We start from the raw sequence: 21368 nt of genomic DNA, 5'->3' as shown, positions 1-21368 counted from the left end.
GGTAGATTCGAGTGAGGATGTAAGAATCTACAGACACCTTGCCTTACCAGAAGTCATCGGGCAGCCGTCGCACTGAGGTGCATGCGCCGACTGCCGACGGCGACTTCGCCGAATCAATGAACGAGGTAGAGCCCGTGACAACGGATTACAACCACTCTGGTCCGGCCGGCGCGCCCATCGGCGCCCCCGACGCCGACCCGGAGGAGACCAGCGAATGGCTGGCTTCGCTCGACGGCCTTATCGGCACCGCCGGACCCGACCGCGCCCGCTTCATCATGCAGAAGCTGGTCGAGCACGCGCAGTCGAAGAAGGTGGAGCTTCCCAGCTCCCCGTCGGTCACCGACTACGTCAACACCATCCCGGAGGCCGAGGAGCCGCACTACCCGGGCGATGAGGACATCGAGCAGCGCATCCAGAACTACGTTCGCTGGAACGCGGCGATGCTGGTCCACCGCGCGCAGCGCCCCGGCGTCGGCGTGGGCGGCCACATCTCGACGTACGCGTCCTCCTCGACGCTCTACGAAGTCGGTTACAACCACTTCTTCCAGGGACGCAACCACCCCGGCGGCGGCGACCAGATCTTCTTCCAGGGCCACGGCTCGCCGGGCATGTACGCCCGCTCCTTCGTGGAGGGGCGTCTGACGGACGACGAGCTCGACGGCTTCCGCCAGGAGCTGTCGCGTCCCCAGGGGGGCCTGCCGTCGTACCCGCACCCGCGCCTGATGGGCGACTATTGGCAGTTCCCGACCGTGTCGATGGGCCTCGGGCCGATCAACGCCATCAACCAAGCTTGGTTCAACAAGTACCTCGCCGACCGCGGCGTCAAGGACACCTCGCAGCAGCGCGTGTGGGCGTTCCTCGGCGACGGCGAGATGGACGAGCCGGAGTCGCGCGGGGCGCTGCAGTACGCGGCCAACGCAGGGCTGGACAACCTGACGTTCGTCGTCAACTGCAACCTGCAGCGCCTCGACGGCCCGGTCCGCGGCAACGGCAAGATCGTGCAGGAGCTGGAGGCGTTCTTCAAGGGCGCCGGCTGGAACGTCGTCAAGACCCTGTGGGGCCGCGGCTGGGACCCGATCCTCAACGCGGACACGACCGGTGCCCTGGTCAACCTCATGAACACGCTGCCGGACGGCGACTTCCAGACGATGCGCGCCGAGTCGGGCGGCTACATCCGCGAGAACCTGTTCGCCCGCGACCCGCGCGCCCTCAAGCTCGTCGAGAACATGACCGACGAGCAGATCTGGGCCCTCAAGCGCGGCGGCAACGACGAGCGCAAGGTCTACGCCGCCTACAAGGCCGCCACTCAGCACAAGGGACAGCCGACGGTCATCCTGGCGCACACCGTCAAGGGCGCCACGCTAGGACCGTCCTTCCAGGGCCGCAACGCGACCCACCAGATGAAGAAGATGGCCGTCGACGACATCAAGCTGTTCCGCGACACGCTGGACATGCCCGTCACCGACGAACAGATCGAGGCCGACCCGTACTCGGTGCCGTACTTCAAGCCCGAGGAGGGCAGCGCGGAGGCCGAGTACGTCAAGGAGCGCCTGGCCGCCATGGGCGGGAACATCCCGGCCCGCGACAAGACGCACATCCCGCTGAACCTGCCGGGCGACGAGGCCTACAAGTCCGGCAAACGCGGTTCGGGCAAACAGAAGGCCGCCACCACGATGGCGCTGGTGCGCGTGCTGAAGGACCTCATGAAGGACAAGGAGACCGGCAAGCGCTGGGTCCCCATCATCCCCGACGAGGCCCGCACCTTCGGCATGGACTCGATGTTCTCCACCAACAAGATCTACTCCACCAAGGGGCAGAACTACACTCCGGTGGACCACAACCTGTTCCTGTCGTACAAGGAGAGCGAGCAGGGCCAGCTGATGCACCTGGGCATCAACGAGGCCGGCTCCATGGCCGTGTTCACCGCGGCCGGCTCCTCCTACGACACGCACGGCGAGCCGATGATCCCGTTCTACATCTTCTACTCGATGTTCGGGTTCCAGCGGACCGCCGACGCGATCTGGGCGGCCGCCGACCAGATGGCGCGCGGCTTCCTCATCGGGGCGACCGCCGGGCGCACCACGCTCAACGGCGAGGGCCTCCAGCACGAGGACGGCCACTCGCTGCTGCTGGCGCACACCAACCCCGGCGTGGTCTCCTACGACCCGTCGTACGGTTACGAGATCGCGCACATCATGCGCGACGGCCTCGACCGCATGTACGGCGAGCGCCAGGAGAGCCTGATCTACTACCTGACGGTCTACAACGAGCCGATCATCCAGCCGGCCGAGCCGGAGGGCGTGGACGTGGAGGGCATCCTCCGCGGCATCCACAAGGTCCGGGCCTCCGAGGCCTCGGGTCCGAAGGCGCAGATCCTGACGTCGGGTTCGGCCATGGCCGCCGCCCAGGACGCGGCGGACATCCTGGCCGCCGACTGGGGCGTCTCGGCCGACGTGTGGTCGGTCACCTCGTGGGGCGAGCTGAACCGCGACGCGATCGACGCGGAGAAGGAGGCGCTGCGCCACCCGGAGAACGAGCCGCGCGTGCCGTACTTGACGCAGAAGCTGACCGGCTCCGAGGGGCCGTTCGTGGCCGTCACCGACTACCAGGTGGCCGTGCCGGACCTGATCAGCCGCTGGGTTCCGGGCGACTACACGTCGCTGGGCACCGACGGCTTCGGGCACTCCGACACGCGTGGCGCCCTGCGCCGCCACTTCAACATCGACGCCGAGTCGACCGTCGTGGCAGTGCTGCGGCGCCTGGCCGCGGCCGGCGAGGTCAAGCCGGAGAAGGCCGCCGAGGCGGCCAAGCGCTACCAGATCACCGACCCGACCGCCGCCGACGCGGGCGAGGCCGGAGGCGACTCGTAGAGTCGCCCACCGTCGAGTGAGAGGGGCCGGGGATCTTTCCCCGGCCCCTCTTCGGCTTCGCGGTCTACTCGCCGCGGCGTTTCATCTCTTCATCGAGGGTGTTCTGGACGTAGGCCGTGTTCTCGGCGTGGACGGGGTCGCCCCAGCGGCCGCCGAGCTCTTCTTCGGGCACCTCCTCGGCGCCTAGGCGGTCTTCCTCCTGTAGGCCCTCATGGCCAGGGGCGCGAAGACGGCGAAGATGACCGCCGCCCACACCACCGTCCAGAGCACCGGCGACGCCACCGGTCCGCCGGAGAGCAGCCCGCGCAGCGCGTCGGCCAGGTGGGTGATCGGGTTGACCTTGGCCCACGCCTGCAGCCAGCCGGGCATGGTGTCGATGTCGACGAACACCGACGAGGTGAACGTCAGCGGGAACACCAGGACGAAGCTGTAGATCTGGACCTTCTCCTCGGAGTTGGAGATGATTCCTATGAGGACCGCGAACCAGGAGATGCCGAGGGAGAAGACGAGCAGCACCCCGGCGGCCCCGAGGACGCCGGGCAGGCTCTGGACCTCGAAGCCCATGACCACGCCGAGGACGACCATGACCATGAAGGCCCACAGCTGCTTGAATAGGTCGGAGAGGATCCGCCCGGCCAGCGGCGCGGAGCGCGCGATGGGCAGGGAGCGGAACCGGTCGTAGACGCCCTTGCGCAGATCGGAGTTGAGCCCGAGGCCGGTGTTCATGGTGGCGAAGACGGCGTTCTGCGCGATCATCCCGCCCAGGACGTACTGCAGGTAGGTGCGGTAGTCCCCCATCATCTGTCCGCCGAAGACGTACACGAAGATCAGCAGGAACATGATGGGCATCAGCGAGAGGTCCAGCAGTTCCATCGGGTTGTGCTTGATGCGCACGAGCTGGCGCCACGCCATGGTGGCCGACTGGCGGAACGTCGCGGAGGGCCCGGGCCGACCGGCGGCCTCGACGGGTTCGACGGAGGTCACGGCTGTTCCGCCTCCTCGGGCTCGGGGTGCTCGTCCGACGGGTTGCGGCTGGGCTCGGCGTGGTGTCCGGTCAGCGTGAGGAAGACCTCGTCCAGACTGGAGAGTCCCAGGTGGAACTCCGAGAGTGAGATGCCCTGGTCGTGGACCGAGGCGGCGATCTGCCTCCACTGCCGTTCGTCCATGATGCCGACGGTGACGGCGCGGTCGTCCCGGGCCGGCTCGGTACCCGCCCGCGAGGCGGCTACGGCCTCGGCGAGGCGGTCGAGGTCGGCCGCGTCCTCCGGCTGGAGGCGCAGGGAGTAGCCGCCGACGAGCGACTTGAGCTCGGTGGGGGTCCCCCGCGCGATGACCTTGCCGTGGTCGATGACCACGATGTCGTCGGCCAGCTGGTCGGCCTCCTCCAGGTACTGGGTGGTGAGCAGCACGGTGGTGCCGTCGGCGACGAGCATGCGCACCACGTCCCACAGTTCCCCGCGGGCCCTCGGGTCGAGGCCGGTGGTGGGCTCGTCGAGGAAGAGGATCTCGGGGTCGCCGACGAGGCTGGCGGCCAGGTCGAGGCGGCGCCTCATTCCGCCGGAGTAGGTGCGCGCGGGCTTGGAGGCCGCGTCGGCGAGGCCGAAGCTCTTCAACAGCTCCTCGGCCCGGCGCCGGGAGTCCGGGCGGCTCATGCCCAGCAGGCGCCCGATGAACTGCAGGTTCTCCGTGCCGGTGAGCATTTCGTCGACGCCGGCGTACTGCCCTGTCAGGCCGATGAGCGAGCGGACCTTCGCCGCCTGGCGGACCACGTCGTGGCCGCCCACGAAGGCGCGCCCTCCGGTGGGGCGGGAGAGGGTGGCGAGAATGCGGACCGACGTGGTCTTCCCCGCGCCGTTGGGCCCGAGGACGCCCAGCACCGTGCCGGGGCGCGCGGCCAGGTCGACGCCGTCGAGGGCGGTGAAGTCGCCGAAGCGCTTGACCAGGCCCTGGGCCTCGATGGCATGTTCGCCCATGCCGTCCTCCTACTCTCCCGGGTGATCACCCGCCCGGGTGGAATGCCTTCTGACACTCTAATCGGCGGAGGAGTATGGGAGGGCGAAATCAATTCATTTCGCCGGTGCGAGAGCGCGGCGGACTGGACGGCGCGAAGGGCTCGGCGGATCGGGAGACGATCCTTGATGGATATTGAATATCCTTGTGCGCCAGGCTCTTTACCATAACCGACAAGGGTGTTCCTGTCGGACATCCGACGCACCTGAGGTTGACTCGCCCTGGGGCCCGTGCTATCCAAGTAGTGGCGCTCAGACGATCGCGGCGGGGCAGTCCGCTCCAGAATTCTCTCCCCTTACGCCTCAAGGGACCCGCCGCCGTCGCATGCGAACAAACGATGGACTCATCTCGTGAGGATGGCGATGCCCGAACAATTCCGGCCCACAGCGCAGCAGCACCATCAGGCGGGCCGCGGCCCCGACCCGTACGCCGACCGGCAGCGGCCGACGGGCCTGACCCGACGCCCCGTGCAGCTGGTCGTCCTCCCGTCGGCGGCCTCGGCGCTCCTGGCGGCGGGCGCCGTCGCCGCGATGTGGCAACTGGGCGCCACGACCGTGGTCGGCCTCGTGGCCGCCGCCGTCGCGGCCGTCCTCATCGGAGCGGTCATCGCCCTGGCGGCGCGCTCGGCCAACGCGCAGGAGGACGAACTCTCGCGGCGGCTCAACCGGCTGCGCCTCCCCGTCGCCGAAGCCCACTATGGACTCTGGCAGCTCTTCGACCAGCTGCAGCGGCACCTGCCGACCGAGCAGCAGTCGCGCGTGCCCGCACCCCCCTCGCCCTCGGCCGTCCCGGCCGGGCAGTCCCTGGGGCTCATGGCCCAGGAGGTCGCGCAGTTGCGCCAGGCGGTGGAGGCCGTCGCGGCCGTGGCGTCGCGCATCCCGGCCCAGGAGGCCCCCAAGGCGCAGGAGGTCTCCGTCTCCGAGACGCCCGGCCACATGGACGGGATGGACACCAACCACCGCGTGGGCATCTTCGTCAACCTGGCCCGGCGGCTGCAGTCGCTGGTCCACCGCGAGATCCAGCTGCTCGACGAACTCGAGCAGGAGGTCGAGGACCCCGAACTCCTCAAGGGCCTGTTCGCCGTCGACCACCTGGCCACCCGCATCCGCCGCCACGCCGAGAACCTCGCGGTCCTGGGCGGGGCGACCTCGCGGCGCCAGTGGAGCCGGCCGGTCAACGTCTACGAGGCGCTGCGCTCGGCGGTCTCCGAAGTGGAGCAGTACGCCCGCGTCAAGCTGGTGCGCCCGGTGGAGGGGACCCTGAAGGGCCACGCGGTCGCCGACATCATCCACCTCGTCGCCGAGCTGGTGGAGAACGCCACGGCCTTCTCCCCGCCGCAGACCCAGGTCCTGCTGCGCGTGCAGCGCGTGTCGGCGGGCCTGGCCATCGAGGTCGAGGACAGGGGCCTCGGCATGGACGCCGAGGAGCGCGAGAGCCACAACCGGATGCTGTCCTCTCCCGACGAGGTCAACCTGGACGACCTGCTCGCCGACGGCCGCATAGGCCTGTTCGTCGTCAGCTCGCTGGCGCGGCGCCACGACCTGACGGTGCAGCTGCAGACCAACATCTTCGGCGGCACCCAGGCGGTCATGGTCGTCGGCGACGGCCTGCTCGGCGACTCGCCCGGCCAGGAGGCCCTCCCGGCCCCGCCCGCACCCGCGGCTGCGCCCGCCGCCCCGGCCCGCGCTGAGCTTCCGCGCGAGCCCGCCGCGCCGCACGGAGCCGGGGAACCCGCGCCCTCCTTCGGCTCGACGCCTCCCGCCGCTCCGAACCCCTCCTACGGCGCACCGTCGGCTCCGCAGGAGGCCGCGCCGGCCTACGCGGCCGGAGTCCCATCCTTCGAGCCCTCGCCGGGCCCGTCGGAGCCGGGGCGCATGCTCCCCGTCGACGACGACCGGGCGCCGTTCCCCTCCCCTCCGGGCGAGTCCACCATCGTCCCGCTCCCCTCGCAGTCCGTGCAAGCCCGCCAGGGCGAGCCGATCCCCTCCACCGTTCCCGCGCAGCCGGCGCCCGCCGCGATGGAGGCCGCCCAGCCTTCCGTCGGCGCACGCCCGCAGCCGGTGGCCGGAGGAGGCGCCACGAGCGGACTGCCCCGCCGCCCGATAGAGGCGGGCTACACCGCTCCGGCCCCCGGGTCCCCGACGCAGCCGGAGCCCGCTCCGGCTCCCGAGGCGGACTCCCGTCCCGAACTGCCGCGCCGCCAGCGGCAGACCCACATGGCCCCGCAGCTGCGCCAGTCGCCGGGCGCGACAGGGTCCACAGTGGCCGAACAGGGACACGACCCGTACCTCATGAAGTCCTTCACGCAAGGTCTGAACCAGGGCGAACCCCGCGGCGAGCAGGCGGCCCCCGGTACGGACACTGATCAACCGCGCTACACGCACAAGGAGTCCCAATGATCGACAAAGCGCCCTCTTCGCCCGCGTCGGACCTGAACTGGCTGCTGGCGAACCTGACGGAGAAGGTGCCCCACACCCGCAGCGCGCTTCTGCTCTCCTCCGACGGGATCAAGAAGGCGTTCCACGGGCTCGGCGTCGACGAGGCCGACCAGCTCTCGGCCATCTCCTCGGGCATGTTCTCGCTGGCCCGCAGCGCCGGCAGCCAGGTCGGATCCCAGGGCGGGGTGCGCCAGGTGGTCGCGGAGCTCGACGACACCTTCCTCTTCATCTGCACCGCCGGCCAGGGCGCGGTGCTCGCCGTCGTGGCCGAGCGCGAAGCCGACGCCGGAGTCCTCGGCTACGAGATGTCGCTGCTGGTCAAGAGCGTCAGGCCGTATCTCGAAACACCGGTGCGCAAGCCCGTGGCCAGCGGAGGTGAGGCGATTGGCTGACCGCGAGGGCCTCTACGAGCCCGGCGGCCCCGAGCATCCCGGATACGGGCGCCACGCCGCCCAGGCCGCCGAGCTGGCCAACTCCTCGCGCGGCGAGCCCCTCGGCCGCCGCCGCCGGCACCAGCCGTCCAACGCTCCCGGACAGCCGACCACCGCCGAAGAGGACATGCTCCTCGACAACGACGCCGGCCGCCTCACCCGTCCCTACACCGTCAGTCGCGGCCGCACGGCCGCGTCGGCGAAGCTCGACCTGCTGTCCCTGGTCAAGTCGACCGGGCAGCTGCGCCCCTCCCAACTGGAGGCCGAGCACGCCGAGACCCTGCTGCTGTGCCGCACCCCCGTCTCCGTGGCGGAGATCGCGGCCCATCTGCGGCTACCCTCCATGGTCATCAAGGTTCTGCTGTCCGACCTGGTCGAATGCGGGGCCGTGACCGCCCATGCCCCCGACCCCGCCGTCAAACCCAGCGATCACAATGTATTGGAGGCTCTCCTCAATGGCCTACAGCGACGGCTATGACAGCCCGAACGGCGTTCAGCGGCCCCTCCCTCAGGCCGGCCCGCAGAAGAGCCTCCAGCAGATGCCCACCGCCATCAAACTCCTCGTCGCGGGCGGCTTCGGCGTCGGCAAGACCACCTTCGTGGGGTCGGCCAGCGAGATCGAGCCGCTGAGCACCGAGGAGACCATCACCGCCGCGAGCATCGGCACCGACGACATGACCGGCCTGGGGCAGAAGGAGACGACCACCGTCGCCCTCGACTTCGGCCGCATCACCCTCGACGCCGACCACATCCTCTACCTGTTCGGCACGCCCGGGCAGGACCGTTTCTGGCCGATGTGGAACGAGCTGGCCGAGGGAGCCTTCGGTGCCGTGGTCCTGGCCGACACCCGCCGGCTGGCGGACTGCTTCCCGGCCCTGGACTTCTTCGAAGACCGCGGGCTGTCCTTCACCGTGGCGGTCAACGAGTTCGACAACTCTTACCGCTACACCGTCGAAGAGGTCCGCGAGGCGCTGGACCTCAAGCCCGACACGCCGATCATCCGCTGCGACGCGCGCGATCAGCGCTCCGCGACCCTCGTGCTGGTGACTCTGACCAAGCACCTCATGACGCTCGCGCCCAAGACCGTACTCGACTAAAAGGAGCCGAAGTGACCCAGGAAGACAACTTCCGCCTGACCATAACTCCCGACGACCCGACCGCGGGCGAGCGCAAAGAGCGGCTGGGCGAGCTGGGGATCGGGGAGGATCCCGACCCCGAGTTCGACGACCTGGCCAAGAAGCTCGCCGAGACGACCGGCGCGCCCTACGCCATGGTCAACTTCATCGACGAGGACCGCCAGTACTTCGCCGGCCTCCACGTCGGCGCCGACGACAGCCCCGGCGCCGCGGCCCTGGCCGGAGCGGACGAGACCGCCGAGATGGACCGCGAGATGGACCGCGACCACGGCTACTGCCCGCACGTGGTGGTGCGCAAGAAGGCCCTCGTCCTCGAAGACGTCTGCGACTACCCGCGCTTCGCGGGCAACCCCGTCGTCGACGAGATCGGCATCCGCTCCTACCTGGGCGCCCCGCTGATCGACGAGAACGGCAAGGCCCTGGGGACCGTCTGCGTCGTGGACACCGAGCCGCGCCCGTGGGGACGTCCGGGCCTGGAGGTCATCAAGGCCATGGCGGAGACCGTCATGGACCGGATCAAGGAGCGCGACAAGGACCGCCCGGGGGGCGAGGACGCCGCCGGGCGCCACAGCGCCGAGTAGCGGACGCGAAAGAAGGCCATGCCCTTGGCGGGGGAGGGGATTCCCCGGCCGAGCGCATGGCCGTTTCCGTACTGGGGGGTTGTTCAGCGCATCGCCGGGGCGACGGGGTCGCCGTTGACGATCTTCTCCGACCACTGGGTGCGCGTGCGGCCCATCGCGGTCTCCGCGAGCCGGAGGCGCTGGATGTCGGAGGTTCCGGCCGGGGCGAAGATGTGGAAGGCGTCGCGGAGGTAGCGCTCCACGGGGCGGTCCTTGACCAGGCCCGCGGCGGCGTGGATCTCCATCGCCTCGCGCGCCGAGTCCATGGCGGACTCCACATTGACCAGTTTCGCGTTCATGAGCTCCGCGTCGCAGGCCAGCCCCTCGTCGAGCAGGTGGACGGCGTGGTAGGCGGTGATGCGGGCGGTCATGAGGCGCGAGTACATCTGGCCGATCTTCTGCTTGACGTTGGCCAGCTCCGAGATCGGCTTGCCGTACAGCTCGCGCTTCGAGGCGTAGTCCACCGTGGCGTCGAGGATCGCCTGGTGGATTCCCAGCGAGACCGCCGTCAGATTGGCGCGGCCGTAGAGGGTCGAGGAGGAGTAGGCGACCGAGAGGCCGTCGCCCTCCTTGCCGAGGATGTTGGCGGCGGGGACCCGGCAGTCGTTGAACAGGAGCTCTCCGAAGCTGAAGCCGTGCAACCCCATGGTGCGCTGCTGCGGTGCCAGCGCGAAGCCGGGCCGGTCGGACTCCACGAGGAAGGCCGTGAGGCCCTTGGACCCGGGTCCGGTGCGGACCACCACGCCATGCAGGTCCCCCACGTGGCTGTTGCCGACGAAGACCTTGTGGCCGTTGAGGATGTAGTCGTCTCCGTCGCGTTCGGCCGTGGTCTCCATGGCGAGCACGTGCCCGCCGGAGTTGGCCTCGGTGACGGCGATGGTGGGCAGGCAGTCGCCGGAGGCGATCGGGGGGAGCCAGCGTTCCTTCTGCTGTTCGTTTCCGAAGTGGATGATCTTGGCGACGCCCAGCTGGGAGGCCTGCACCATGGCCCCCATGGCGCCGCTGACGCGGGACAGCTCTTCGATGATGATGGTCTTGGCGAGATGGCCCTCCGCCATGCCGCCGTGTTCCTTGTCAATGGTGGCGCCCATCCATCCCTGGCGGGCGATCATTCGGGACAGTTCGTTGTGGACGGTCTGTTCGGCTTCCATCTCCGGGATCCGGGGCCGGACCTCTCTCTCGGCGAAGTCCGCGACCTCGCGGCGCAAGGCCTCGTGTCGGTCGGTGGTGAAGTCACCCAGCATTGCAGCTCTTCCCATCACTATGCACACGTTACGGGCCGGTCGCGCGCTTTTCCTTGTGCCTCACGACAAGCCGTTACGAGAATTTCTCTCGACGTGACTGTAGCAATCCCGACACAACGTGACAAGGACCAGAAGCCGAGCTATTGGAAAGCGTCTATTCCTGCAACGTATTTTCGCAGTTCATTAGTGCATCTGAAAAATGAAACTTATTCCCAGCCACTGGATACCCATTATCCCAAGGGCCCCTTACACATCGAGCGTGATTCGGCCCTGGGCCCGGCTCACGCAGGGATAGAAGTCCCGGTCCGACGGGGCCTCCCCGACCGCGTCGGGGTGGACGGGGTCGCCCTCCAGCACCGACAGGCGGCAGGTGCCGCAGACGCCCATCTCGCACGAGGCCTCCACGGCCACGCCCTTCTCGTTCAGCGCCTGGAGCGCCGTCTGCTGCGGGGCCACGTTGACGACGCCCCGGCTCTGCGTCTCGATGTCGAACGCCGACCCGGACCCCGATCCGCCCGAGGAGGGCGCGAACTGCTCGCTGTGGAACTCCATGTCGGGGCGGAGCGTCTCGGTCATGTCCCGCAGGGAGTCCAGCAGCGGGCCCGGACCGCAGCCGTACACGGCGGTGCCGCGGTCCTGGCGCGCCAGGATGTCGACGAGGTTGGGCCTGGGACCCGATCCGGTGCAGTACAGCTCGACCCGGCTCGGCCAGCGCTGCTTGAGCCCGGCGGCATAGGCCATCGTGGAGGGCGAGCGCCCCGTGTAGACCAGGCGCCACGGCAGCCCGATCCGGTCGACCTGTTCGAGCATGGCCATGATCGGGGTGATGCCGATGCCTCCCGCGACGAAGAGGTACGAGGGGTGGAGGCCGAGGGGGAAGACGTTGCGGGGCGGGTCGATCCGCAGTTCCATGCCCTCGCGGAGGCGGTGGACCTCGAGGGATCCCCCGCGTCCGCGGTCCTCCCGCAGCACCGCGATGCGGTAGTAGGTCCGGTCGATAGACGGAGAGCAGAGCGAGTAGTGGCGGACGGTCCCCGAGGGCAGGTGGAGCCCCAGGTGCGCGCCGGGGGTGAAGGCGGGCAGGAGGCGCGATCCGGCGCCGACCAGCTCGACGGCCCGCACCCTGTCGGTGACCTCGACGATGCGGCGGACCTTGACCCGCAGCCGTCCGTCGTCGTCGGGGACGGCCGAGACGGGCCTGTTCCCCGGGCGCCGGACGGTCCCCCAGGGTTTGAGGTAGGAGACGACGGTGGCGAACAGGAGGACCGCGAATCCGAGGAGCGTTCCGTAGACCAGGTGCCCCAGCTCCGCCTCCGCGCGGGCCCCGGTCGTGTCGCCCATGGTGCCCAGGTCGCGGATCGCCGAGCGCAGGACGAGGTAGCCGAAGACGATCACGAAGAGGGTCGCCGCGAGTTTGGCGATCGTCCACCAGTACTTCACCGCGCCCCAGGTGCCGGCGACTGCCAGGACGAGGCCGGAGGCCAGGGTGAGGATCGAGACCGCGCCGGCCCCCACTCCCCCGACGGTGTTGAAGTAGTAGAGGACGGCGTAGACGGAGGTGGCGACGTCCGGGTCCCCGCTCAGCCGGACCTGGAGGGCCAGCAGCGCCACGAGGACCATATAGGTCAGCCACCCGATGGCGCACACGACGTGGAACAGCAGCGTCAGGCGCTTGGCCCTGCGGCTCAGCGTCGGTCGTCGGATTCCGAGGATGTTCGACATGGCGGTCTCCTACCGGGGAAGGTGAAGGAACTTACTCTTATGTTAGTTAATTAAAGAAGAAGTTCAATACCCGGGGCCCGTATATTTAAATCCACTATGGATTAATAGGACCGTCGAACACCCTGGTGCACAAGGTAAAACAACTTTCAGTTGAGATTACTTCCAGATTTGGAAGCATTCTAATATAACAACTTATAACGTCCTGAACTGCCCGTTCGCCCGGTGTTCGAAGGACATACCCCCCCGTCCCTGCCACGGCACGCCGACACCGCGCACGGAAAAGGCCGCCGGCGCACGGCGCCGACGGCCCTCCTCTGTAAAGATCCCGTCTTTCACGGGACGCCGGCCCAGACGAATGTCTCCCGTCGGCGCCGCGCGGAGCGTCGGCGGCGACCCGGTGTTCTACGCAAGGAGCGGAATCGTGTCCCAGTGCGTCGGATCCGTTCTTTCGCGCGGTCGAGGCGTCCCGGCGGACGTCCGACCGCCCGAAAGGGCGGAGACGGCGTGCTGGGGCGCGATTCCGCGGTCACCACCGACAGGAAGCAATCACCTAGGCGTCCTGCTCCTTGGCCACGGCCTCGCGGACCTTTTCCATGTCCAGGTCCTTAAGCTGCCCGATCACATCGGAGAGGGCCTCTTTGGGGAGCGCTCCGGGCTGCGAGAACACCAGGATGCCCTCGCGGAAGGCCATCAGCGTCGGGATCGACTGGATCTGGGCCATCGCCGCGAGCTCCTGCTGCTCCTCGGTGTCGATCTTGCCGAACACAACGTCCTCGTGCTCATCGCTGGCGGCCTCGAAGACCGGGGCGAACTGCTTGCACGGTCCGCACCACTCGGCCCACCAGTCGACCAGGACCATGTCCTTGCCCGTGATGGTGTCCTCGAAATTCTCCTTGGTCAGTGCCACGGTCGCCACGGCGCCGCCCCCTTCTCATCGGTCATTTAGTCGGTCACTCCGGGAAACACTACGCGAGCATGCCGCATTCCGCTCCCAACCGCGACGTGTCGCACTCCCGGCCGTCCAGGCCCGTCCACGCCGTCCGCCGAGCGCGCCCCGGGAGGGTGTTTTTGACTCCCACGAGACCTTTTCCGGGCCGCCCCGCATGCCCTCAGAGGGCGTCTGGCACGCTATAGAGTATGGATTTGGCCGCAACGATTCACAATATCGAGCGTTCGTCGTCGGCGCTCTCCACTCAATCGGTCGCTCAGATGTATGAACGCCTTCCCTGGTTCCGCGATCTGCCCGAGCAGCAGCGCGCCATGGTCACCGTGGTGGCCGAGGCGGGCGTGAACCAGTTTCTCCAGTGGCTGCGGTCGGACGGCAAGGACCTCGGCTCCTCCGACGAGGTCTTCGAGTCCGCCCCCGTGCGGCTCGCTCGGACCATCAGCCTCCAGCAGACGGTCGCCCTCATCCAGATCGTCATCGACGTGGTCGAGGAGCAGGTGCCGCAGCTGGCCGCCGAGGGCGAGGAGGTCCCCCTCAAAGAGGCGGTCCTCCGCTTCTCCCGCGAGATAGCCTTCGCCGCCGCCCGCGTCTACGCGCGCGCCGCCGAGACCCGCGGCGCGTGGGACGCGCGCCTACAGGCCATGCTCGTCGACGCGCTGCTGCGCGGCGACTCTGGCGACGAGCTCATGGGCCGTGCCGCGGCCCTGGGCTGGTCGGAGACCAAATCCGTCACCGTCGTGGTGGGCAACTCCCCCGGCGGCGAGGTCTCCCTCGTCCTCCACGCCGTGCAGCGCGCCGCGCGCCGCCACGGCCTCGACGTGCTGGCCGGCGTCCACGGCCGCCGCCTCATCGTCCTGCTCGGCAACGCCGAGGACCCGACCGCGGTCGTCGACGAGGTCATCGGCCTCTTCGGAGACGGCCCCGTCGTCGTCGGACCGGTCGCGAACGGCATGGCCGAGGCCGTCGAGTCCGCCGCCGCGGCCGTCGCGGGCCACCGCGCCGCCGTGGCCTGGCCCGAGGCGCCCCGCCCGGTCAGGGCCGACTCGCTCCTTCCCGAGCGCGCCATCGCCGGCGACGAGTCCGCGCGCCGCACCCTGCGCGACGGCATCTACCTCAAGCTCAAGCGCTCCGGCGGCGAGCTGCTGGAGACGATGGACGCCTTCGTCTCCTCCGGCGGAGTCCTCGAGGGCGCCAGCCGCGAACTCTACGTCCACCCCAACACCGTGCGGTACCGCCTCAAGCGGATCGAAGAGGTGACCGGGTTCAACCCGTCCAAGCCCCACGACAACTTCGCCCTTCGTGTGGGATTGGCCATAGGGAGGCTCGAGACCGGACAGGCACCCGCCGCCACCAGCGGAGAAACCCGCTGATTAGCGGAACCCTACAAAGTTTTTCGTAGGATTCAGGAGGCCGGGCGTTTCCGGTCACCGGCGGTCATGGGCGACAATCGACCTGTGTTTGCCATACTCGCACCCGGGCAGGGTAGCCAGAAGCCCGGATTCCTCAAACCGTGGATAGAAGCCGACGCCGAGGTGGAGGTCCGCCTGCGCAAGTGGTCGGAGCAGATCGGGATCGACCTGGTCCACCTCGGCACCGAAGCCGACATCGCCGAGATCACCGACACCGCCAACACCCAGCCGCTGCTGGTCGCGGCCGGACTGATCGCCGCCGAGGGGCTCCCCATCCCCGAGATAGGGGCCCTCGCGGGGCACTCCGTCGGCGAGATCACCGCCGCCGCCCTGGCCGGCGTCCTGACCGCCGACGAGGCCGTCCAGCTGGCCGCCGTCCGCGGCCGGGAGATGGCCCGCGCCTGCGGCGCCGAGCCGACCACCATGGCCGCCGTCGTCGGAGGCGTCGAGGACGAGGTCCTCAAGGCCATCGACGAGGCCGGAGCCCACCCGGCCAACCGCAACGGGGCGGGGCAGATCGTCGCCGCCGGCTCCGTCGCCGCCATCGAGAAGCTCGCCGAGAACCCCCCGGCCAAGGCCCGAGTCATCGGGATCAAGGTCGCCGGCGCCTTCCACACTCCTTACATGGCCCCCGCCAAGGAGGCCCTCGCCGAGTTCGCCGCGACCCTCGACCCGCAGGACCCGAAGCGCCCGCTGCTGTCCAACCGCGACGGCGAGTCGGTCACCTCCGGCAAGGAGGTCCTCGAGCGCCTCGTCTCCCAGGTCACCTCCCCGGTCCGTTGGGACGCCTGCATGGAGTCCCTCACCGGAATGGGCGTCACCGACGTGGTCGAACTGGCGCCCGCCGGGACGCTGACCGGACTGGCCAAGCGCGGCATGAAGGGCGTCGAACGGCACAACGCGAACCTCCCCGCCGAGGCCGAGGCCGTCGCCGGAGCCGTCCGCTGAGGCACCGGGCCGAGGCCCCTTTCCTCCGAGAACAATAGGAGAAACGTGACAGGTACATACGCCCGCGTCGTGAGCGTGGGGCACTATCAGCCGGAGAAGGTCCTCACCAACGAGGACCTGGCCGAGATGGTGGACACCTCCGACGAGTGGATCGTCTCCCGCGTCGGGATCAAGGAGCGCCGGGTCGCCGAGAAGGACGAGATGGTCGCCGACATGGCCGTGAAGGCCGCCAGGAACGCCCTGGAGAACAGCGACAACTTCTTGGAGGACATCGACGCCGTCTACGTCGCGACCACCTCCGCCATCGACCGCACGCCCAACACGGCCTGCCGCGTCGCCGACGAGCTGGGCATCCCCGGCGGCCCCGCCGCCATCGACGTCAACACCGCCTGCTCGGGCTTCGAGTACGCCCTGGGCCTGGCCAACGACTCCATCAAGGCCGGAAGCGTCAAGCGCGCCCTCGTCATCGGCGCCGAGAAGCTGACCGACTTCACCGACTGGGAGGACCGCTCCACGTGCGTCCTCTTCGGAGACGCCGCCGGCGCCCTCGTCCTCGAGGCCACCGACGACCCCGCCGGTGCCGTCAGCGACACCGTCTGGGGCTCGCGGCCGGACATGAGCGACGTCATCCGCATCGAGCACGACGTGCCGTACATCAAGCAGGCGGGGCAGACGGTCTTCCGCTGGGCTACCACCTCGCTGGCCCCCCTCATCGAGGAGACCGCAAAACGTGCCGGAGTCGAGATCCGAGACCTGGCCGCGTTCGTTCCGCATCAGGCGAACCTTAGGATTATCCAAGGCATTGCCCGCCGCCTGGACTTCAGCGACGAGTGCATCGTCGCCGAGGACATCATTCTCTCCGGCAACACCTCGGCCGCTTCGGTGCCCGTGGCGCTGTCGAAGATCGTGCAGACAGGATCGCTCAAGACCGGCGACCCGATCCTCCTGTTCGGGTTCGGTGGAGGGCTTACCTACGCCGGGCAAGTCATCTACTGCCCCTAAGAGAAACAAAATTGAGAGGAAACAGTTTTCATGGCTAAGAACACGACCGAGGAGATCACCGAGGGCCTGACCGAGATCCTCGAGGAGGTCGCCGGTGTGAACCCCGACGACGTCGCCGCCGAGAAGTCCTTCACGGACGACCTGGACGTCGACAGCCTCGCCATGGTCGAGGTCGTCGTCGCCGCCGAGGAGAAGTTCGGCGTGAAGATCCCCGACGAAGAGGTCGCCAACCTCAAGACCGTCAAGGACGCCGTCGACTACATCTCCAACCACCAGGAGTAAGACGCCGGGGCGCCGGGACCGATCCGGCGCCCCTCATTTCCGAAGAGGTACATCTTGACAGAAATCGTCGTCACCGGACTCGGCGCGACCACGCCCCTGGGCGGGAACGTGGCCGAGACCTGGGAGAAACTCATCGCCGGGCAGTCCGGCGTGCGCGCCCTCGATTTCGACTGGGTGGAGGACATGCCCTCGAAGATCGGCGCGACACTCGCCGTCGACCCCTCCGAGGTCATCCCCCGGGTGAGGCTGCGCCGTCTCGACCGCTCCGAGCAGCTGGCCCTCATCTCCTCCTCCGAGGCGTGGGAGGACGCGGGCCTGGGAGAGGACACCGACCGCGACCGGCTGGCCGTAGTCTTCGGTTCCGGCATCGGCGGAGTCCAGACCACGCTCGACCAGGACGACATCCTGGAGGAGAAGGGCCCGCGCCGGGTCTCGCCGTTCACCGTCCCGATGCTCATGCCCAACGGGCCCGCCGCCTGGGTGGGGCTGGAGTACAAGGCGAGAGCGGGAGTGCACGCGCCCACCAGCGCCTGCGCCACCTCGGCCGAGTCGATCGCGTGGGCGGCCGACATCATCCGCTCCGGACGCGCCGACGTGGTCGTCGCCGGCGGCACGGAGGCCGTCATCGCCGCGCTCCCGTACGCCGGGTTCACGTCGATGAAGGCCATGTCCACCCGCAATGACGAGCCGGAGAAGGCCTCGCGTCCCTGGGACCGCGACCGCGACGGCTTCGTCATGGGCGAGGGCTCGGCCGCGCTGATCCTGGAGACCCGCGAGCACGCCGAGGCGCGCGGAGCTCGGATCTACGCCGTACTCGGCGGAGCCGGACTGACGTCCGACGGCTACGACATCGTCGCCCCCGCCCCGAACGGGGAGGGCGGCAAGCGCGCCATGGCGATGGCCATCGAGCAGGCGGGCATCGCCCCGTCCGAGATCGGCCACGTCAACTGCCACGCCACCTCGACCCCGGTCGGGGACATGGCGGAGGTCAAGGCCATCGGCGAGCTGATCGGCAAGGACGTCCTGCTGACCAGCACCAAGTCGATGACCGGCCACCTGCTGGGCGGCGCGGGCGCGCTGGAGTCGATCGCCGCCATCCTGGCGATCCACCACAGCCTGATTCCGCCGACCATCAACCTGGACAACCCGGACGATGAGCTGGACCTGGAGGTCGTCTCGGGCGAGGCCCGCAAGACGGAGCTCACGGCCGCTCTCAACAACTCCTTCGGGTTCGGCGGCCACAACGCCGCGCTCCTCTTCCAGAAGTATTCTGGAAAAGGGTAGAGCCAGAAGTATTCTGGAAAAGGGTAGAGCCAGAAGTGTTCTGGCCCCGGGTAGAACCGGACTGAGGACTCCCTTCACGTGCGCAAGGGGAACCGCTTGAAGGGCGGGGGTTTCGACCCCCGTCCTTTCTCCTTGGGCCGCACCCGCTCACGGACGCCGGGCATAACTATAAAGAACATTTCCGATACCGATGTCCCCCCACGCCGGAGCGTCTGTCACAATGGCTGCCGTGGACCCCTCGCGAGGACTGCTGAGACTGGCCCGCGCTGGCGGATTCGCCGCCGTCAGCGTGCCCCTCTCCCTGCTCCTCCACCAGGTAGCTCACGGTGCTGGACCCGGCACTCTCCATTACATTCTGTCCCTGGCAATCGCGTCCGCCGCCGCCTACCTCCTCAGCGCGCGCTCGCGGGGCCTGCCCACGCTGGTGGCCTCCTCCTGCGTCCTCCAGGTCGGGCTCCACCTCGTCTTCACCCTGAGCGCTCACGGCCACGGCCACGCCGCCGCGGTTCTGGCGGACGCCTCCTCGGACGGCACCATGATGGCCGCGCACACCCTCGCAGGGCTATCCCAGGCCTGGTGGCTGCATTGCGGCGAGCGCGCCGTGGAGCGGCTCGCGGTGGCCCTCCTCCTGTTCCTGGCGACCGTCCGATCGTTCGCCCGTCCGCCCATGGAGGTCCCCCGCCTCCCGGCTCCGATCTCCCGTCCCCTTCCCGTCTCCCCGGCCGTCGCCCTGCTCTCGCACGTGCGACGGCGCGGTCCTCCGCGGTTCGGCTGAACTCCCCGCCTCCTCTCACCTCCATTCCGTTCCACCGTGGACACGCGTGCGCCCCGCGGCGCGCGCCCGCAGACCGTGCCCTCCTCACGCTAGGAGACGACATGTCGCTCAAAGACGACGCTCGAGAACCCGAGGTGGCCGTTCCGGCCCCCGCCCAGTCCGCCGACCTCAAGCGCGGACTCCGCCAGACCATGCTCCGACTGCACTTCTACGTCGGAATCCTGGTCGCCCCGTTCATCTTCGTGGCCGCCTTCTCCGGCCTCCTCTACGCCCTGTCCTATCCGGTGGAAGACGCCATGTACGCCGACCTCACCGGGGTATCCGAGTCCGGCGATGAGACCATGCCGCTGAACTCGCAGGTGAACGCCGTCCTGACCGAGTACCCGGACGCGACGGTGGCCGCCGTCCGCCCCGCTCCCGACGCCGATTCCACCACCCAGGTGCTGATCAGCGGGGTCGACGTCCCCGGCGGGGGTTCCGAGGGCTCCCCGGTGGCCTTCGTGAATCCCTACACCGGCGAGGTGCAGGGGCTGTCGACGACCTACGGGTCCAGTTCGGCCATGCCCGTTCGCGAATGGGTGTCGACCCTGCACCGGAACCTGCACCTGGGAGAGCCCGGCCGGCTCTACTCGGAGCTGGCCGCCTCGTGGCTGTGGGTCCTGGCGCTCGGCGGCCTGGTCCTGTGGTTCTTCAACCGCAGGCAGAAGAAGAACGGGAGCGCCCGCGCCAAGTCGGTGCGGCGGCACAAGGGCACCGGCGTCATCGTGCTGGCCGTCCTGCTGTTCCTCTCCGCCACGGGATTGACCTGGTCGACGTATGCCGGTAAGAGCATCGGCGATGTCCGCGCCCAGCTGGGGTGGACCCAGCCGTCGATCAGCAACGCCGGCGGCGGGGGCGACCACGCCCACCACGGCGGCGGCTCGGACTCCGACGAGGGCAACGAGTGGGCCCTGCGCGAGATCGAGGACGTGGCCGCCGAAGCCGAACGGCAGGGTATCCGCTCGCCGTACGAGATCACGCTTCCCACCACGATGGGCGAGGACTTCATGGTCGCCGAGAGGCAGCGGTCCTTCCCCGTCCAGCAGGACAAGATGGTGCTCTCGGCCCACGAGCACGAGGTGGTCGACTCCCTGGCGTTCTCGGACTGGCCGTGGATCGCCAAGGCCATCAACGTGACGATCGCGCTGCACATGGGCCTGCTGTTCGGCCTGCCCAACCAGATCGCCCTGGCCCTGGTGATGGGCGGGTTGGTCTACATGATCTACCTGGGCTATAAGTCCTGGTGGCAGCGGCGCCGGTCCGACTCCCTGGTCGGCAGGCCCTTCCCGCGCGGCGGTCTTCGCAAGCTGCCGTGGTGGGCATGGGTTCCGACCGCGTTCCTGACGGTGCTGCTGTGCTGGTTCATGCCGCTGTTCGGCATTCCGCTCGTGGCGTTCTTCCTCGTCGACTTCGTGGTCGCGGGGAGGAGGACTTCCGAGCCGGCAGGTTAGGCCGACGCCGGCGGAGAACGGGGCATGCCGACCCGCCGACGGTACAGCCCGGCGGGCCGGGGCACGGGGGATCCCCCGTGCCCCGGCCCGCCGTTCGCGTGGTCGCCGCGAATCGCGCCATAACCGGAATCGCGCACTCTGCCCTCAGAGCGTCCGGCACGCCCCCGACGGGCTGAGGAAGAGCCAGACCAGGGCGTCCCTCGTCTGCGGGCCGTAGACGCCGTCTGCGGGAATCCTCATCTTCTCCTGGGCCCTCTTCAGCGCGGTCGCCGTGTTCGGCCCGAACACGCCGTCGATGGAGATTCCGGCGCCGTAGCAGCGATACAGCGTGGCCTGCAGGACCTTGACGGCGGCTCCCTGCGAGCCCTGGCCCATGACGCAGGTGGCGTTTCCGTTGTAGGTCGGCAGATTGAGCGTTCCATTGGTCCTGTTGACCTTCGTTGCGGTATTGCAGCCGGCGGACGCGGCCGCTGCGATGTTGTTCTGCACGGGCTCCGCGGAGCCCGTCCCGGTCGGCGCGGCGCCGGCGGGAGTGGCGGCGAAGCTCATGACGGTCGCGGTCGCCAGCGTGGCGAGGACCATCGTGGTTCGGCGAATTGCCCTTCTCATGACATCATCTCCATTTCGATCGAGCGGCCGTTGAAGGCGTCGCTGCGGGGTCGACAACGCCCCTCCCGCGGAGGGGGTTCTCCGACTCGCCCGTCGCCGTCGAGTCGGACGACCCACGGTACGAGGCCTCTTCACTGGTGTTTCATGGACTT

The 21368-nt window shown here is 68.9% G+C and carries 18 protein-coding genes and 1 pseudogene; 13 read left to right on the top strand and 6 right to left on the bottom strand.

All coding sequences use genetic code 11. The annotated features are described in order from the left end of the window. Positions 1–116: 116 nt before the first annotated feature. The gene (gene aceE / locus ACFTE1_RS05215; protein WP_380618223.1) at positions 117–2870 is read left to right on the top strand and encodes a pyruvate dehydrogenase (acetyl-transferring), homodimeric type; all 2754 of its coding nucleotides are present in this window, start codon (positions 117–119) and stop codon (positions 2868–2870) included. A gap of 183 nt (positions 2871–3053) precedes the next feature. Here aceE and ACFTE1_RS05210 read toward each other — a convergent pair whose 3' ends face one another. Beyond that, positions 3054–3854, bottom strand: coding sequence for an ABC transporter permease (locus ACFTE1_RS05210; RefSeq protein WP_380618222.1), 801 nt, complete (start codon positions 3852–3854; stop codon positions 3054–3056). Continuing rightward, positions 3851–4843, bottom strand: a complete 993-nt coding sequence (locus ACFTE1_RS05205) for an ATP-binding cassette domain-containing protein (RefSeq protein ID WP_380618221.1) — start codon at positions 4841–4843, stop codon at positions 3851–3853. Before ACFTE1_RS05205 ends, ACFTE1_RS05210 begins: the two co-directional genes overlap by 4 nt. Positions 4844–5242: 399 nt before the next feature. On the opposite strand from ACFTE1_RS05205, the gene ACFTE1_RS05200 reads away from it, so the two are divergent. From ACFTE1_RS05200 to ACFTE1_RS05180, 5 genes are all read left to right on the top strand, one after another. Then, a complete protein-coding gene (locus ACFTE1_RS05200; RefSeq protein WP_380618220.1) occupies positions 5243–7279 on the top strand; it encodes an ATP-binding protein in 2037 nt (678 codons plus the stop codon). After that, a complete protein-coding gene (locus ACFTE1_RS05195; RefSeq protein WP_380618219.1) occupies positions 7276–7710 on the top strand; it encodes a roadblock/LC7 domain-containing protein in 435 nt (144 codons plus the stop codon). The genes ACFTE1_RS05200 and ACFTE1_RS05195 overlap by 4 nt, the downstream gene beginning before the upstream one ends. A 166-nt stretch (positions 7711–7876) precedes the next feature. Further along, the gene (locus ACFTE1_RS05190; protein ID WP_380618288.1) at positions 7877–8227 is read left to right on the top strand and encodes a DUF742 domain-containing protein; all 351 of its coding nucleotides are present in this window, start codon (positions 7877–7879) and stop codon (positions 8225–8227) included. Then, entirely contained in the window at positions 8205–8846 is a 642-nt protein-coding gene (locus ACFTE1_RS05185; protein WP_380618217.1) for a GTP-binding protein, read from the top strand. The genes ACFTE1_RS05190 and ACFTE1_RS05185 overlap by 23 nt, the downstream gene beginning before the upstream one ends. Before the next feature lie 11 nt (positions 8847–8857). Further along, positions 8858–9466, top strand: coding sequence for a GAF domain-containing protein (locus tag ACFTE1_RS05180; RefSeq protein WP_380618216.1), 609 nt, complete (start codon positions 8858–8860; stop codon positions 9464–9466). An 83-nt stretch (positions 9467–9549) separates the two neighbouring features. Here ACFTE1_RS05180 and ACFTE1_RS05175 read toward each other — a convergent pair whose 3' ends face one another. The 3 genes from ACFTE1_RS05175 to trxA all read right to left on the bottom strand — a co-directional run bounded on the left by ACFTE1_RS05175 (position 9550) and on the right by trxA (position 13387). Beyond that, complete coding sequence (locus tag ACFTE1_RS05175; protein WP_380618215.1) at positions 9550–10749, bottom strand: acyl-CoA dehydrogenase family protein; 1200 nt, start codon at positions 10747–10749, stop codon at positions 9550–9552. Positions 10750–10995: 246 nt separating this feature from the next. Beyond that, positions 10996–12471 carry a PDR/VanB family oxidoreductase gene (locus ACFTE1_RS05170; RefSeq protein WP_380618214.1) on the bottom strand — a complete coding sequence of 492 codons (1476 nt, stop codon included), beginning with the start codon at positions 12469–12471 and terminating at the stop codon, positions 10996–10998. 550 nt (positions 12472–13021) lie between these two features. After that, on the bottom strand, positions 13022–13387 hold the full coding sequence (gene trxA / locus ACFTE1_RS05165) for a thioredoxin (RefSeq protein WP_380618213.1): 366 nt from the start codon (positions 13385–13387) through the stop codon (positions 13022–13024). A gap of 221 nt (positions 13388–13608) precedes the next feature. Here trxA and ACFTE1_RS05160 point away from each other — a divergent pair, with 221 nt between their 5' ends. The 7 genes and pseudogenes from ACFTE1_RS05160 to ACFTE1_RS05130 all read left to right on the top strand — a co-directional run bounded on the left by ACFTE1_RS05160 (position 13609) and on the right by ACFTE1_RS05130 (position 20607). Further along, positions 13609–14787: a PucR family transcriptional regulator gene (locus ACFTE1_RS05160; protein ID WP_380618212.1), complete on the top strand. Its 1179-nt coding sequence runs from the start codon at positions 13609–13611 to the stop codon at positions 14785–14787. Positions 14788–14871: 84 nt separating this feature from the next. Then, a pseudogene (locus ACFTE1_RS05155) lies at positions 14872–15753 on the top strand (ACP S-malonyltransferase); the annotation flags it as partial. Between the two features lie 66 nt (positions 15754–15819). Further along, on the top strand, positions 15820–16776 hold the full coding sequence (locus tag ACFTE1_RS05150) for a beta-ketoacyl-ACP synthase III (protein ID WP_380618210.1): 957 nt from the start codon (positions 15820–15822) through the stop codon (positions 16774–16776). Between the two features lie 30 nt (positions 16777–16806). Continuing rightward, entirely contained in the window at positions 16807–17058 is a 252-nt protein-coding gene (locus ACFTE1_RS05145; RefSeq protein ID WP_380618208.1) for an acyl carrier protein, read from the top strand. 54 nt (positions 17059–17112) lie between these two features. Continuing rightward, positions 17113–18342 carry a beta-ketoacyl-ACP synthase II gene (fabF, locus tag ACFTE1_RS05140; RefSeq protein WP_380618206.1) on the top strand — a complete coding sequence of 410 codons (1230 nt, stop codon included), beginning with the start codon at positions 17113–17115 and terminating at the stop codon, positions 18340–18342. 229 nt (positions 18343–18571) lie between these two features. Further along, positions 18572–19117, top strand: a complete 546-nt coding sequence (locus tag ACFTE1_RS05135; RefSeq protein ID WP_380618205.1) for a hypothetical protein — start codon at positions 18572–18574, stop codon at positions 19115–19117. Between the two features lie 101 nt (positions 19118–19218). Beyond that, positions 19219–20607 carry a PepSY-associated TM helix domain-containing protein gene (locus tag ACFTE1_RS05130; protein ID WP_380618204.1) on the top strand — a complete coding sequence of 463 codons (1389 nt, stop codon included), beginning with the start codon at positions 19219–19221 and terminating at the stop codon, positions 20605–20607. A 144-nt stretch (positions 20608–20751) separates the two neighbouring features. Here ACFTE1_RS05130 and ACFTE1_RS05125 read toward each other — a convergent pair whose 3' ends face one another. Then, the gene (locus tag ACFTE1_RS05125) at positions 20752–21216 is read right to left on the bottom strand and encodes a peptidoglycan-binding domain-containing protein (RefSeq protein WP_380618203.1); all 465 of its coding nucleotides are present in this window, start codon (positions 21214–21216) and stop codon (positions 20752–20754) included. Positions 21217–21368 lie beyond the last annotated feature (152 nt).

The organism is Salininema proteolyticum (genome assembly GCF_042685645.1).
GTDB lineage: Bacteria > Actinomycetota > Actinomycetes > Mycobacteriales > Micromonosporaceae > Salininema > Salininema proteolyticum.
This window is presented reverse-complemented; position numbering and strand designations above follow the sequence as displayed.

Coding starts and splice junctions, on each gene's coding strand:
- ACFTE1_RS05190 (WP_380618288.1), top strand. CDS start 7,877: ATGCTCCTCGACAACGACGCCGGCCGCCTCACCCGTCCCTACACCGTC.
- ACFTE1_RS05170 (WP_380618214.1), bottom strand. CDS start 12,471: ATGTCGAACATCCTCGGAATCCGACGACCGACGCTGAGCCGCAGGGCC.
- ACFTE1_RS05185 (WP_380618217.1), top strand. CDS start 8,205: ATGGCCTACAGCGACGGCTATGACAGCCCGAACGGCGTTCAGCGGCCC.
- ACFTE1_RS05200 (WP_380618220.1), top strand. CDS start 5,243: ATGCCCGAACAATTCCGGCCCACAGCGCAGCAGCACCATCAGGCGGGC.
- aceE (WP_380618223.1), top strand. CDS start 117: ATGAACGAGGTAGAGCCCGTGACAACGGATTACAACCACTCTGGTCCG.
- ACFTE1_RS05205 (WP_380618221.1), bottom strand. CDS start 4,843: ATGGGCGAACATGCCATCGAGGCCCAGGGCCTGGTCAAGCGCTTCGGC.
- ACFTE1_RS05175 (WP_380618215.1), bottom strand. CDS start 10,749: ATGCTGGGTGACTTCACCACCGACCGACACGAGGCCTTGCGCCGCGAG.
- ACFTE1_RS05145 (WP_380618208.1), top strand. CDS start 16,807: ATGGCTAAGAACACGACCGAGGAGATCACCGAGGGCCTGACCGAGATC.
- ACFTE1_RS05160 (WP_380618212.1), top strand. CDS start 13,609: ATGGATTTGGCCGCAACGATTCACAATATCGAGCGTTCGTCGTCGGCG.
- ACFTE1_RS05130 (WP_380618204.1), top strand. CDS start 19,219: ATGTCGCTCAAAGACGACGCTCGAGAACCCGAGGTGGCCGTTCCGGCC.
- ACFTE1_RS05125 (WP_380618203.1), bottom strand. CDS start 21,216: ATGAGAAGGGCAATTCGCCGAACCACGATGGTCCTCGCCACGCTGGCG.
- ACFTE1_RS05195 (WP_380618219.1), top strand. CDS start 7,276: ATGATCGACAAAGCGCCCTCTTCGCCCGCGTCGGACCTGAACTGGCTG.